The 12,497-nt window shown below is 62.5% G+C and carries 13 protein-coding genes; 5 read left to right on the top strand and 8 right to left on the bottom strand.

Annotated features, from left to right (window positions below):
- Nucleotides 1–10 precede the first annotated feature (10 nt).
- Complete coding sequence (locus tag HUTA_RS00895; protein ID WP_012795250.1) at nucleotides 11–751, bottom strand: hypothetical protein; 741 nt, start codon at nucleotides 749–751, stop codon at nucleotides 11–13.
- A gap of 128 nt (nucleotides 752–879) precedes the next feature.
- On the opposite strand from HUTA_RS00895, the gene HUTA_RS00890 reads away from it, so the two are divergent.
- The gene (locus HUTA_RS00890; RefSeq protein ID WP_012795249.1) at nucleotides 880–1,308 is read left to right on the top strand and encodes a CBS domain-containing protein; all 429 of its coding nucleotides are present in this window, start codon (nucleotides 880–882) and stop codon (nucleotides 1,306–1,308) included.
- An 18-nt stretch (nucleotides 1,309–1,326) separates the two neighbouring features.
- On the opposite strand, the gene HUTA_RS00885 is transcribed toward HUTA_RS00890, so the two are convergent.
- Nucleotides 1,327–1,959, bottom strand: a complete 633-nt coding sequence (locus HUTA_RS00885; protein WP_012795248.1) for a uracil-DNA glycosylase — start codon at nucleotides 1,957–1,959, stop codon at nucleotides 1,327–1,329.
- A gap of 102 nt (nucleotides 1,960–2,061) precedes the next feature.
- On the opposite strand from HUTA_RS00885, the gene HUTA_RS00880 reads away from it, so the two are divergent.
- Complete coding sequence (locus HUTA_RS00880; RefSeq protein ID WP_012795247.1) at nucleotides 2,062–2,274, top strand: hypothetical protein; 213 nt, start codon at nucleotides 2,062–2,064, stop codon at nucleotides 2,272–2,274.
- Between the two features lie 13 nt (nucleotides 2,275–2,287).
- Here the strand turns inward: HUTA_RS00880 and aroC are convergent, their stop codons facing one another.
- Entirely contained in the window at nucleotides 2,288–3,487 is a 1,200-nt protein-coding gene (aroC, locus tag HUTA_RS00875) for a chorismate synthase (RefSeq protein ID WP_012795246.1), read from the bottom strand.
- A 217-nt stretch (nucleotides 3,488–3,704) separates the two neighbouring features.
- Here aroC and HUTA_RS00870 point away from each other — a divergent pair, with 217 nt between their 5' ends.
- Nucleotides 3,705–4,934: a hypothetical protein gene (locus HUTA_RS00870; RefSeq protein WP_012795245.1), complete on the top strand. Its 1,230-nt coding sequence runs from the start codon at nucleotides 3,705–3,707 to the stop codon at nucleotides 4,932–4,934.
- Between the two features lie 12 nt (nucleotides 4,935–4,946).
- Here HUTA_RS00870 and HUTA_RS00865 read toward each other — a convergent pair whose 3' ends face one another.
- The 5 genes from HUTA_RS00865 to HUTA_RS00850 form a co-directional block, all read right to left on the bottom strand.
- Nucleotides 4,947–5,153 (bottom strand): YMGG-like glycine zipper-containing protein, encoded by a 207-nt coding sequence (locus HUTA_RS00865; RefSeq protein ID WP_012795244.1) that lies wholly within the window; start codon nucleotides 5,151–5,153, stop codon nucleotides 4,947–4,949.
- A gap of 74 nt (nucleotides 5,154–5,227) precedes the next feature.
- Complete coding sequence (locus tag HUTA_RS15460; protein ID WP_012795243.1) at nucleotides 5,228–5,377, bottom strand: hypothetical protein; 150 nt, start codon at nucleotides 5,375–5,377, stop codon at nucleotides 5,228–5,230.
- Nucleotide 5,378: 1 nt separating this feature from the next.
- Nucleotides 5,379–6,653, bottom strand: a complete 1,275-nt coding sequence (locus HUTA_RS00860; protein WP_012795242.1) for a Coenzyme F420 hydrogenase/dehydrogenase, beta subunit C-terminal domain — start codon at nucleotides 6,651–6,653, stop codon at nucleotides 5,379–5,381.
- Entirely contained in the window at nucleotides 6,643–9,024 is a 2,382-nt protein-coding gene (locus tag HUTA_RS16035) for a rhodanese-like domain-containing protein (RefSeq protein WP_012795241.1), read from the bottom strand. The genes HUTA_RS00860 and HUTA_RS16035 overlap by 11 nt, the downstream gene beginning before the upstream one ends.
- 485 nt (nucleotides 9,025–9,509) lie before the next feature.
- The gene (locus HUTA_RS00850) at nucleotides 9,510–10,478 is read right to left on the bottom strand and encodes a sensor histidine kinase (RefSeq protein WP_012795240.1); all 969 of its coding nucleotides are present in this window, start codon (nucleotides 10,476–10,478) and stop codon (nucleotides 9,510–9,512) included.
- 207 nt (nucleotides 10,479–10,685) lie between these two features.
- On the opposite strand from HUTA_RS00850, the gene HUTA_RS00845 reads away from it, so the two are divergent.
- Both HUTA_RS00845 and HUTA_RS00840 read left to right on the top strand, forming a co-directional pair.
- Nucleotides 10,686–10,973, top strand: a complete 288-nt coding sequence (locus HUTA_RS00845; protein ID WP_012795239.1) for a hypothetical protein — start codon at nucleotides 10,686–10,688, stop codon at nucleotides 10,971–10,973.
- A gap of 138 nt (nucleotides 10,974–11,111) precedes the next feature.
- Complete coding sequence (locus HUTA_RS00840) at nucleotides 11,112–12,449, top strand: hypothetical protein (protein WP_012795238.1); 1,338 nt, start codon at nucleotides 11,112–11,114, stop codon at nucleotides 12,447–12,449.
- Nucleotides 12,450–12,497 lie beyond the last annotated feature (48 nt).

Genomic DNA, 12,497 nt, shown 5'->3' with positions numbered 1-12,497 from the left:
GTCCCCGGAATTACGATCGCTCGACGCTGATCTCGCTGTCCTCGTTTTCGACTGTCCGGAGGCCAAGTTCTTCGAGACGTGCGACCGTACGTTCGGGTACCGGGAGTCCGCCAACTCGCCGCGCCCGCAGGACCGGCAGTGCCGAACGTAACTGCGCCGCCGTTCGGAGCGTCGGTGCCATCTCGAGCGTACTCACTGCGAGTCCCGCATCGTTTGCCCGGTCGACGATCGTCTCGATGTCCAACCGGCCGTCAATCCCGCTGAAGTCGATCGATTCGGTGAAGCCCGCGTAGAACACCTCGCCGTTCACCGAGGGACCGACGACGACCTCGTTGCGCCGAAGTTGCATCGACGCCTGATCGAGCCGCGGCCGAGCGGCAAGCACCGCTGTTGGATCCAGGATGGCGACTGAGGATTCCCCCTCCGATTCGAGCAGGTGGGTCACCGTATTGCCGATCCGGGCCGCCGGCGTCGATCCGACCTGCACCTCGAAGCGTGCCGCCTCGGGATCGTCGAGCGCTGTTGTGACGACGTCCCGGAGGTCCGCTTCGACATTGTCCTCGATCTCGTCTCGCTCACGATAGTTCACGAGCAGGTCTGCGCCGCTGCCGGCGACAGCTTCGCACACATCCTGTAGCGCACTCTGGTAGAGCTCGGCGGCTTCTCGCTCGGTCAGTGGGGTCTCCGCGACGAGGTGTGGGAGGGCAGTCCCCGAAATCGGTGCGTCAGCGCGAACGACGACGGTAGCCATGCCAGTAGGTGGGAGACTCGTGCTCTTGTATGCGCTGCTTTCCGAGATTCATGTTGGCATATCGATGTGTCTCCGATCGTTTTGTGTTACCGTGTACCATTATGTCCGCCCCGGACGGAGACCGAAGCATGCAAGTCACGGAAATCATGTCGACGGACGTGGTTACCGTCGATCGCGACGCCTCGCTCCGAGATGCGGTCGGGAAGTTGCTCACACACGAGGTCGGGTCGGTTGTCGTCGTCAGCAACGAGGGCAATCCAGTGGGGATCGTCACCGAAACCGACGCGCTCAACGCGGGCTATCGAACGGGCAACCCCTTCGAAGACATTCGTGTGATGGATCTGGCCCATCGGCCGGTCATCACGACGAGTCCCTCCGCAACCGTCCAGTGGGTCGCCAGGAAAATGGCCGACAACGACGTCAAGAAGGTCCCGGTGATGGACGACCTCTCGCTCGTCGGCATGGTCACGCTCACCGATATCGTCTGGCGACTGTCGGACATCCGCGCCGAAGTCGGCGATATGTCTACTGCCCCGGAAGATTGGGAACTCGATTGACGCCGCCGCTGTCGTCGGCTACTTCCGGCGTTGCCCCTTTGTCTGTCGATAATCCCGGTCGAGTTCTTCGGCGAAGTGCTCGCGGAAGGCTGTCAATTCGCTTTCGCTGGCAGCCACCGGTTCGATCATCGGCAGGATCTCGAATCCGCGGCCCTGGATCGTCGTCGCGTGTTCGGCAGTCACGTCCAGTTCGTCGGCGCTTTCCATCGTGTACTCGAACGCCAGTGCTTCCAGTGGCTCCTGCCCGACAGCCACGATCAGTTCCGGGTTGATCCGGCGAAGTTCCGCCGTGCGATACCCCTCGCAGTTGTGCCGTTCCTCCTCGGTTGCGCTTCGATCCGAGTGGTGACACCGCGTGACGTAGGTGAGATAGACCTCCGTGAGGTCAGGTTCAGTGGTGTCGGGTGGGGAATCACTGAGGCCGACCGCCCCGAGAATTTCCTGTATTGTCTCGCCGGTCTCGTCGCCAGTGAACGGGATGCCGGTCCGATCTGCACCCGGCGTCGGAGCCGACCCGAGGACGATCACGTCCGCCGTCGGGTCGCCGTAGCCATGGACGACCTGCGTCCGTGACTCGACCAGCGCCGGGCAGTTGGTACAGTCCTCGTCCATGCTGTAGGGGTTCCGTGGATCCGGGATGTCCGGGCTCATGGTACCTGGATGGGGTGGGTGACTCAAAACGCGCGCGGTCGCGGCGAACGGCTTGCTGCCGGAGTCCACACGTTCTTGGCTCTGTCGCGCGTACACTGAACCATGAATCTGCGTCGCATCGGCCGCGTGGCGTACCTCGTCGCGTTCATCGCCATCCAGCAATTCACGTCCATCTTTGCCCAGTACCCGACACTCGAAGCGGTCGGGATCGTCGGCGTTGCCATTGTGGGGCTGGATGCGCTGGTGTGTGCGATCCGGCGCTGGCGCTCCCTAGATATGTCGCTGTTCGGTGGCGACGTGTCGGCTGGGGAGTGATCCGGAGTCGCCGTCACTCGTCGTCGATCGTCTCGGCCTGCGTCGCGGCGTCGTCGGGGTCGTTGACCGGACTCGAGGGATGGTAGTCGGTGTCGTACTCGCCGGGCCGGCCGTCGAGTCGGTCGGGGTTGATCCGTCCACCGAGCAGCATGAAGTCTAGCACCGTACAGTACAGGAGCCCCTCGACGACGGGGACGGCACGCGGCGGGAGAACGGGGTCGTGGCGGCCGACGACCTGGATCTCCTTGCGCTCGCCCGTCTCCCAGTCGACGGTCTCCTGGGCTTTCGGGATCGAGACCGGCGGATGCCAGGTGATCTCGCCGTAGATGGGGTCGCCGGTCGTGATCCCGCCCTGGATCCCGCCGTGGTCGTTGCCGACGGGGACCGGATCCCCATTCGAATCAAATTCCCAGTCCTCGTTGTACTCGCTACCGGCCATCGTCCGGGCGTCGCGGCCGACCCCGTACTCGAAGTCGTTGACCGCCGGGATCGAGTAGATCAGTTGTCCCAGCCGCGAAGGGATGGAGTCGAAGCGGGGCGCGCCGAGTCCCCGCGGGACGCCCTGGCATTCGAAGTAGACCGACCCGCCGATGGAATCACCTTCTTGCTGGTACTGTTCGGCCAGATCGCGCATCTCCTCGGCAGTTTCCGGGTGAGCACACCGGATGTCGTTTTCTTCGCTGTGTTCGAGCATCTCCTCGAAGGTGACATCCGGGGCTTCGATCTCGCCGATCTGGTTGACGTGAGCCTTGATCTGGACATCGTACTCGCTCTGGTCGAGGACCTGCTTGGCGATGGCACCCGCGGCGACCCAGTTGACCGTCTCCCGGGCCGAGGACCGGCCACCGCCGCCCCAGTTGCGCGTGCCGAACTTCGCCGAGTAGGTAAAGTCTCCGTGGGAGGGGCGGGGGGCCGTGACGAAGGGCTCGTACTTGCCCGAACGGGAATCCTTGTTCTGGATGACCATCCCGATCGGCGTGCCAGTCGTGTAGCCGTCCTGCAGGCCCGAGTTGATCGTGACGGCGTCGGGTTCGTCCCGCGAGGTCGTGATCATCGACTGGCCGGGTTTGCGCCGGTCGAGGTCGTGCTGGATGTCATCCTCGTCGAGTTCGACGCCCGCCGGGACGCCCGAAACCGTACACCCCATCGCCTCGCCGTGTGACTCGCCGTACGTGGTCACCTGAAAAAGCCGACCGAAGCTGTTACCGTTCATTGTCCCGGTGTGAGGCGCGGGCGCATTTAGGCTTTGAGATGGGTACGTGCCGCGCCGGTATCGATCTTGGCTGCAGATATCCGCGTTGAGTGGATGGTGACGACCGGCCAGTGTGTCGCTGTTGCCGTTACTCTCGACGTATTCTTACTAGTTCCTGACGTGGAAAGCGGCAGTAATCACCCATATTTATGATGCAAGTAACAGAACAGGCACGGTGATGGCGACTGCCCGGCGTAAGTTCGCACTCACGCTCTTGGTCGTGTCACTGATCGCACTCAGCGGCTGTGATTATCCACCCTCTCATTACGTGTGTCTATCCTGTGAACAGGGCATTGTCGCCGACGAAACACCGGAGAGTGTGACTGTTGAATCGAGTAACGTATCCATCGTGGTCAAGCCGGATGGGAGTGCACGGTGGCACGTCCGATCTAATCTTACTGGCCAGAGTGTCGAGACCTTACGTGAGAGTCCACATCGGGTAGATCGGCTTGCCGAGAGCGCAGTCGTTGATAAAATCTTTCACGACCTAGTGGCTCGCATTTCGATGCATGGTGGAAAAACGACCGATCTAACCGCCCGGATGAACGGATCGGAACTTTTCATGTCGTTCACCGTCGAAGACTTCGCCACACAAGGGTTCGGTGACGTGACGCTCGTATATTTCTTCCATCACGAGACAGCGGATTTCCACAGGTACGAACTTGGTGCGGATCAAGCCACGTTGACGACTGACGCAGACAAAATCGTGGTGAAACCACCCGACACGGGAATAGTGAGTGACAATCGACAATCTGTCGTGTGGGAGGGCAAGCGGACGCTCGTTCCGCGTGATTTCTACATCGTGTATGCACCATCCACGGAACTTGCGGACAGAGTCGACATGCGACTCACGCTCGCGACCCATCAGGCCGAGTGGCTCCTCCCGGAAGTGATCGCGATCTGGTTCATACTTACGGTCGTCAACGTGCCCGTACTGGCCGTCCTCACCTCACGAACGCAAGATCGATTCCCATTTCAGACCGTCGGGGAGGGAGAGTCAGTGTTCGATCGACTCACCGACCGGCCTCCTGTCGGGCTGATCGCTGTCGTTCTTGGAATTTCGGTGAGCGTGTTCGGCGTACTGCTATCCATTCCGGCGGTCGTTCAAAATGTCGAGCTCGTCCTCGCTCTGGTGCCACTTCTCCCAGCTACGTTGTTCTTTGTGCTCGGATTTGCCACTGGTCGCTATCCGCGAGTTGAACGGTCGGCCTTCCTGGCACTCCTCTGTCTCCCCATCCCTGGACTCGTGGCTCTCTTCTTGAACCCCTCTCATACTGGACCGGGAATAAATCACGTTGCGGAAGTACTTCCCGTCACGTACGGGATCTTATTCGTTACCGGCATTCCGCTGTTCTTCGCGGGGTACTTTCTCCAGGCTAGGGAATCGTCCACCGACAAAGAGCGATGAATTTGTTGCCCACTACTCGCCCGAGCGATCCGTCACCTTCTCGGCCATTTCGCCCAGGTCGACGCGCTTCTCACCGATCGACGCACCGACGAGCGCGCCGATGCCGGCTCCGGTACTGGCAGCCTTCCGGCTCACGAACCCGCCGACTGCGGCCCCGATGGCCCCGCCGATAGCTGCGAACTTTGCCCGACTGACCGCTTTTTCGATTCGCTTTCCCATACCTGAGGATATGTTCCGTGTGCTGATAATGGTGTCGAGCGATTTGCCGTGTCCCCTTCGTTCCAGAGACGCCCCTAGGTGTCCTCGCGTTGTTCGGAAAGATGTTCCCAGACCTCCGCACACCCACACCCGTCCTCGACATCTTCGAGGTGGTCGTCTTCAATGGACTGTGCAGCGTCTTCGGTCGTCTCCTCGTCAGCAGTGGACTGTCTCATGTCGGACATCTCAGCACCACTCCTCGTACTGGTGAACGCGCGCCGGGTTGAACGCGACCGGCGCGCGGTCGGTGTCATCGTACGCTTCCCGGTGGGCGCTGTAGGGGATCCACAGGTCGCCCTCGGGGTCGATATCCCGGGCCGTCGCCTCTCGGGCGCGATCCGCGTTCCACTGTGCGAGCTGTTCGACGGGCGCGAGGGCTTCGAGTGGTCTGGCGTCGAGTGAAGCCTCGGCACGGTCGAACGCCGCTGCCCCACGCTCGGTCCTGACCAGCACCGTCGACTCCCCCTGTGCGCTGCCGACGGTCCCAACCGTGAGGTCGGCCGTCCCCCCCGTCGCGTCGGCACACTCCAGACACCCGTCTAAGATCGCTCCCCGAAAGTCCCCGAGGGGGGCGCGCTCGTCTCCGCCATCGGTCAGGTCGATCCGGATCCCCTGGCCGACGAGATCCAGGCCCGCCACGTCGTCAGGATCGAGGCCGTACTCCCGGGAGAGGACGTGTTCGAGCCCCTCGTCGTCCAGCGCTTGCGTGCACGTGAGTGCGACCGTCAGGTCGACGTGATCGAGCGGGCGCGATTCGTCGAAACGGTCATCGCGGTAGGGGCTCCGGTCGAGTGCAGTCACGCCTTCGATCACGCAGGGCGTGCCGACAAGTGCCAGGCTCGGGTCCGCCGGGAGATCCGCATCAGCAAGCAGTTCCTCAAGCGCTGCAAGTTGCAACGGTTGGGTGAACAACGTCCCGGCGTATTCCTGAACCTCGGCCGGCGTGGTCGCCAGCGCTGGCTCGGCGAGTCCGGTGCCGTCCGTTGCTTCCGTGGCGACAACGGCCCCGTCGATCCCATCGGGGGATTCGAGCAGGGCCGCAAGCAATGCAGTGACGACCCCGCCGTGCTGTGCGCCGGCCACGTCGGCGGCCGCGCTTGCGGCGTAGCCGTCCTCGATCGGACCGATGCCGCCGTCGACCGTTTCGGGATCGGCACCGTCGAGCGTCGGCAGTCTTTCATACCGGAGACCGGCCCGCGGACAGGTGTCCCAGCAGCGCGAACAGCCCGTACACATCTTCACGAGGGTCGGCCGGCGATCGCTGTCGGCGATCCCGATCGAGTCCGAGGGGCAGGCGGCAACACACGAGCCACACTGCACACACCGATCGGCCTCGATGACGGCCTCGTCGAGGTGGCGAAAGCGCACTTTTCCGTCCGGTGGCTGTACGTCGGTCGTCGCTTCCCGTGGATCGTCGCCCACTGCGGGCGCACGGGGCTGTGGTGATTTCTCAGTCGGCATCGGTTCGGCCTCCGTTTGCAGCGGCTTCGACAGGATCTATTGCTGCTGGATGCAGTACCTCCGCGAGTCGATCATCGTCCGCCAGTCGACATAACTCGTGGAGTTGCTCACAATCGCGCCCTTCGCGTTCGAAGACCGCGACCAGTCGCTCGATCGCATCGGGGGCGGACTCGATGGGGACGCGTGGTGCGATCCAGGTCGCGAACTGTGGATCGACATTGAGTTTGCCGCCGACGGCGATGTCGACAGCACTCTCCACTCCGTCGTCGGTCTGGCGAGTTTCCCCACGCAGGCCGATGTCGTCGATCTGTGGCTGGGCGCAGGAAGCGGTACACCCGCTGAAGCGCAGCCCGACCCGATCCTGATCGATGTCGACCCGCTCGTCGAGTTCGGCGGCCCAGCGTTTCGCGCGGGCTTTTGTTTCGACAAGGGCGTAATTACAGAACTCCCGACCGGTGCAGGTGACGACGCCGCGTGTGAACGGCCCGGGATCGGGGGAGTATTCGTCGAGCAACGGTTCGGCCCGCAGGTCGTCGAGATCCCCATCGGCAACGTCCGGAAGCAGGAGGTTCTGCTGGGTGGTCAATCGAATCTCGCCGTTCCCGTAGGATTCCGCGAGATCGGCCATCCCCCGGAAGTCCGTGCCGTCGATCCGGCCGACCGGGATCGAGAGGCCGACGTAATTGTCTCCGTCGGCCTGCTCGTGGACGCCGACGTGGTCGGGGTGGTGATGCGTGACAAGGTCCTCACCGGCAGATTCGAACTCGAAGGGGGCAAAGCGCTGTAGTTCCTCGCGGAACTGTTCGGCCCCCCACTCCTCGACGAGAAAGCGCAGGCGATTGACTGCCGTGTCGAGATAACTCCCGTGTTCGATGAACAGGTCCGCCGTGGCTCGCACCACGTCCACGACCTGGTCCCGTTCGACGAAGACATCGAGGTCGCTGGCGACGCGGGGGCTGTCCGAGAGGCCGCCCCCGGCGGCGAGGTTGAAGCCCACCCGATCGCCCTTCCGCGCGGGGGTGAATCCGAGGTCGTTGATCTCCGGCTGGGCACAGGCCCCGCGACAGCCGTTGACGCTAACCTTCAGCTTCCGGGGCAGGTTGGCGTACCGGCGGTCGGCCAGAAACGCCTCGGTGATCGCCTCGGCGACCGGGCGGGCGTCGAGCACCTCGTCGTCGGCGACGCCCGCTGCCGGACACGAGACGACGTTCCGGACGGAGTTGCCGCCGGTCTGGAACGTCGAGACGCCGGCCGGATCCAGCAGCTCCCAGATCTCGGGAACGTCCGCCATTCGGATCCAGTGGAACTGCACGTCCTGACGGGTAGTCACGTCGAGGTACCCGTCACCGAACGGCGACCTTTTGGGGTCGCGCTCTTCGGGCAGCGTGGCGTACTCCTCGGCGACGGTCCCGAGCGCCCTGGCCGCGTCGGCTGTCAGGACACCGCCCGGAATCTTCGTCCGGAACATGAAATAGCCGCTTTGCTTCTGCCCGTAGAGGCCGACCAGCTTGAGCTTCGCCGCGGCGTCCTCCCCGAGGGCTTCTTTGACCGCCGCTGGTCCCTGGTTGGCGTGTTCGCGGACGCGGCGCTTGATCTCGGCGGGGTCCCAGTCGTCGGTCTCGGTGCGAAGCCAGTCTTCGAGGCTCCCCTCGTAGAACCTGACGTCCCCGTAGCCGAGGTCTTCGAGTACCGCAAAGACGTAACTCAGTCGGCGAGCCGTGTTACAGTAGAGGACGACCGGTCGATCGGGTTCGAGGCCGTGTTCAGCGAGGGTTGACCCGATCGCTTCGACGCTCCGTCGTCGTCCGGTCTCGTCGTCGACGAAAACCTTCCAGTCGAGCTGGACGGCCCCGGGAATGTGGGCCTGCTCGAACTCCGGTTCGGTCCGGGTGTCGACGACGATCGCCTCGCCGTCGACTGCCGCCTCGACGTCCTCGCGGTCGGCGAGAAGAGTCTCGTCGAGGTCGTCCGGTTCGTATTCGACAGGCTCGACGTCCGGCTGTTCGACCGTGACGTCTGCCTCGCGTTCGTAGACGCTGTAGTCCCCGTCCAGGAGATACAGGTCGCCATCGTGACCGAACGCCGCAAGCGTCGCCAGGAAGCGAGCGGCGTAGACGCCACAGTCGTCGTCGTAGGCGATCACTGGATCGGTGGGGCTGATTCCGGCCTCACCGAGCCACGTTGCCAGGTCCGTCGGATCGGGCAGCATCCCCCTTGCGATCCCGGTCGGGTCCCGGAACCGATCGACTGGGATATTGGCTGCGCCCGGGACGTGACCGAGGTCGGTGTACGCCGCCGCCTCGCGGACGTCGACGATCGCCGCGTCTCGGTCGCCGAGCGCAGCCGGCGGGATGAATTCGATAGCACTCATGTGACAGTACTCCGTATTCGAACCTTACCGGTCATAGTTGCCTGCTTCGGCCCATCTCTTGCCGCGCCCCATGACGAAAATATATCGACTTATCCGCGGTATAATTCACTTTGTTGGAATACATTCGACCAGAGTTTGATTCTTTCAATCTCTGGGCCCAGGTCACCAGGTCCGCCAATATATCATCTTTCCGAGAGATGCTGTCTTCCCGTGAGTGACCGACCCCGATATTGGGGGCTATTATGAGCGCCGTCCGAAACCGTCTGTCCACTGTATACCGGTTGATAAATCGTTATTGATATGGGCCCATACGCAAGACAAAGCCGAATTGTGTCGCATTATGCGGTTATTTTTGCCGGTTTCTGGGAGGGGGCTCTGGCTCCAAAATCGGACAATCATGGACCATGGGCCCGTCGAGGTGGCTACAGCGAGATTTTCGGTGTCATCAAACAGCGAAGCGAAAACGGCGTCTTCTATGGGGCACGTTACGAACTGTCGGCGGTCGGAACCAGCATCCGGACCGTCGTTCCGTCCCCATCTGTGTCAAACGAAAGGGAGCCACCGGCGTCGGTGAGCGTCCAGTGGACGAACCACAGACCGAGGCCGCTGAGATGGGCCAGTTGGTCGTGTTCGTCGGACTCGATGACGCGTCGGACTGACTCGGGGATGCCGGGACCATCGTCCGCGATATCGACGGCGGTCATTCCGTCTGGTCCATCAGTCTTCGAGACGCTGATCGAAACCTGGGGTGTATCGCTGTCGGCGTGGATGACCGCGTTCGTGAGGAGTTCATCGAGCGCGGCCGGAAACATATGATTGGCCCAGATCGTGGCTTCCTCGGGTATCTCGGTCGTCACATCCACTGCATCCGTGATCGCTTCGCTGCGTTCGACGACAGAAGGGATGATCTCCGGGAGGTCGTACGTCTCGACGGACTCCCGTTCGTTTAACCGTCTGATCTGGCCCGCACGTTGAATGTAGGAGATGATCGCCTCCGTCTTCCGAAGAATCGTCTTGCATGGCTCGGATAGATCCTCCTCATCACGCTGGGATTCGACGACGTACTCGGCGTGGCCCTCGATCACGTTGAGGTCGTTGCGAAGGTTGTGCCGCAGTACTCGATGGAGAACGTGCAATTCCTCGTTCCGCCGTTCGAGTCGGCGATTGGTCCGTTCGAGCTGGTGGCGACTCGCGACACTGATGGCGTAGATGAACCCGGCAGTGACCAGAATCTCGACCGCGCCCTTGAGCGCCTGGATCTGACTGCGAAGGGGCTCGGCGAAAATACTGGCAAATATGACATCTGAGATATACAGCCCGACGAATCCAAAGAGGAGGTACACCGCAGCGATGCGCCGTGGCGTCAAGTCCCACTGGGACAGCGAGGCCCTGAAGTTCCCGACGAGCCCTGGTTCGGGCCACGCTTCACTTGATCGCGATGCAAACCAGTCCATACATGGTAATATTACCAGAAACCTAAGAAGACTAGGGGCATACCCAGTAGATTACCGGGTTTCGGACCCAAATCACCGGATCATGCCCGCTTCAGTGCTCATCTCAATCAAATCATATAACACGGGCTACTGGATCACGCTGGATGACTTCCTACCCACTGGTTGCGGACCCACAAATTGAGGGTATTCCGGGTCCAAACAGGGGTGATGCTCGGGATACTCCGCCGCGTTGGGTACGGATGGATCGCCCTGCAGGGACTGCTCGCCGCCCTCCTGCCGAAACAACTGGTCCGGCTTTCGACGCGACTCTCACTCTGTGGCTTCGAAAATCCCGGGGAACTCGAACCCAAAGCGTGGTATCTCGATGCGGTACGAGCAGCCGGCGTTGGACTCCTCGCCGCGGGTATCACAGGTCTGCTACTCGAACGTGGCGAGGACGACACTGACGAGCCGGCGGTCGATATCGACGCACCCCCCGAACCCGAGGAAGCCTGATCGGATCGCCTCCCTTCCCCATTTTCGCTGGCCCGATAGCAGGCCGCCGTGCCATCGTTGCCCATCGACGCGGCCGGTAGAACGCTACCGAATATGTTCGGCAAATGTGGCAGGATGCGAGCGGTCCAACGGGGGCGTATGCGTACCCTCACGCAGGACGTAGATACTGAAAAGGGGCCGCCGGTCGCGATAACGCTGCATCACGTGGCCCTTGCGGTGCTGGTCGCACTCGCCGGGCAGATACTCGCTGTGGCGACCGTCGACAACCCGATCGGACTCTCGGGGATCGCTCACACCCATCTGTTTCTCGCCGGTTTCGTCGGTGTGACGATCATGGGAGCGATGACCCAGTTCGTCCCCGTCTGGTCCGGCGTTGGACTGTACTCCCAGCGGCTGAGTGCGGTCGAAGCCTGGCTAGTCGTTGCGGGCCTCGCCGGTTTCGTCGCCTCGATGCTTACTGCAGAACTGACGATGTTGCACGTCGCCGGGACGCTGCTGGTCGCCGGGATCTGGGTGTTCGTCTACAACATCGGGCGGACGCTCTGGCGTGCGCGACCACTCGACACAACGGAGTGGCACTTCGTCATCGCGCTGCTGGCGTTTTTCCTCCTGACTATCCTGGGATATCTCCTCTCTCTTGATTATACCCAACCGCTGTTTATCGGTCTCGCGATCAGCCGGACGGGCGTTGCGAGCGCCCACGTGACCGTCGCTGTCTTCGGGGCTTTTCTGACCACGGTGATCGGTGCGCTCTATCAGCTTGGCGAGATGTTCACACAGGCAGATGACGACCGCCTCGACAGGCTCGTCCAGCGCGGCGAACTCGTCGCGTACCCGTTCGGTGTCGGGGCCCTGGCTCTCGGGCGGTTGCTCGGACACGCTCTCCTCGCCCGAATCGGTGTCGTCTTCGTGACTGGGTCGATCGCCATCGTTGGGCTCTCCCTCGCCCGGAAGCTATTTCGATCCCGGACCGAGATTTCGACCGTCCTCGTACGGTACGCGGTCGTCGCGTTCGCCATGGTCATCTGGGCGGGCCTGACACTCCCAGCCTGGCTGGCCGAACCGACCAACCGCCTGACAGTGCTCGGTACGCCGGCGAGTGAGCCCGTCCTGCTGGTCGGCGTGCTCGGGTTCGTCGTGATCGGGACGCTGTATCACATTGTGCCCTTCCTCGTCTGGCTGGAAACCTACAGCGACCGCATCGGCTACGAGCCCGTCCCGATGGTCGAAGACCTCTACGACAGTCGGCTCGCGAACGCAGACTTTCTCGTCCTCCTGGCTGGCGTGCTCATTCAGGCCGTCGGTGGAGCCATGGACGTCGGTTCCACGATTGAACTTGCCGGTGTCGTTGCCATCGGGGCTGGGTTTGCCATCGTCGCGGTCAACCTCGGGTTGACCGTCCACCACCACGGACCACACTCGCCTGGCAGGGTATTGTTCCCGTCACTGTCGGCTTCGCCAGCCGAGGACACCTGAAGGCAACTGGCGTCTGTTCGCGATACCGGCCACGGGCCCGAACACGTT

This window comes from Halorhabdus utahensis DSM 12940 (assembly GCF_000023945.1).
GTDB classification, from domain to species: domain Archaea; phylum Halobacteriota; class Halobacteria; order Halobacteriales; family Haloarculaceae; genus Halorhabdus; species Halorhabdus utahensis.
This window is presented reverse-complemented; position numbering and strand designations above follow the sequence as displayed.

What these genes read in the sequence shown, in the direction of transcription:
- HUTA_RS16035 (WP_012795241.1), bottom strand. Translation starts at nt 9,024, where the DNA reads ATGAGTGCTATCGAATTCATCCCGCCGGCTGCGCTCGGCGACCGAGAC.
- HUTA_RS00895 (WP_012795250.1), bottom strand. Translation starts at nt 751, where the DNA reads ATGGCTACCGTCGTCGTTCGCGCTGACGCACCGATTTCGGGGACTGCC.
- HUTA_RS00840 (WP_012795238.1), top strand. Translation starts at nt 11,112, where the DNA reads ATGCGTACCCTCACGCAGGACGTAGATACTGAAAAGGGGCCGCCGGTC.
- HUTA_RS00885 (WP_012795248.1), bottom strand. Translation starts at nt 1,959, where the DNA reads ATGAGCCCGGACATCCCGGATCCACGGAACCCCTACAGCATGGACGAG.
- HUTA_RS00880 (WP_012795247.1), top strand. Translation starts at nt 2,062, where the DNA reads ATGAATCTGCGTCGCATCGGCCGCGTGGCGTACCTCGTCGCGTTCATC.
- HUTA_RS15460 (WP_012795243.1), bottom strand. Translation starts at nt 5,377, where the DNA reads ATGTCCGACATGAGACAGTCCACTGCTGACGAGGAGACGACCGAAGAC.
- HUTA_RS00860 (WP_012795242.1), bottom strand. Translation starts at nt 6,653, where the DNA reads ATGCCGACTGAGAAATCACCACAGCCCCGTGCGCCCGCAGTGGGCGAC.
- HUTA_RS00890 (WP_012795249.1), top strand. Translation starts at nt 880, where the DNA reads ATGCAAGTCACGGAAATCATGTCGACGGACGTGGTTACCGTCGATCGC.
- aroC (WP_012795246.1), bottom strand. Translation starts at nt 3,487, where the DNA reads ATGAACGGTAACAGCTTCGGTCGGCTTTTTCAGGTGACCACGTACGGC.
- HUTA_RS00845 (WP_012795239.1), top strand. Translation starts at nt 10,686, where the DNA reads ATGCTCGGGATACTCCGCCGCGTTGGGTACGGATGGATCGCCCTGCAG.
- HUTA_RS00865 (WP_012795244.1), bottom strand. Translation starts at nt 5,153, where the DNA reads ATGGGAAAGCGAATCGAAAAAGCGGTCAGTCGGGCAAAGTTCGCAGCT.
- HUTA_RS00850 (WP_012795240.1), bottom strand. Translation starts at nt 10,478, where the DNA reads ATGGACTGGTTTGCATCGCGATCAAGTGAAGCGTGGCCCGAACCAGGG.
- HUTA_RS00870 (WP_012795245.1), top strand. Translation starts at nt 3,705, where the DNA reads ATGGCGACTGCCCGGCGTAAGTTCGCACTCACGCTCTTGGTCGTGTCA.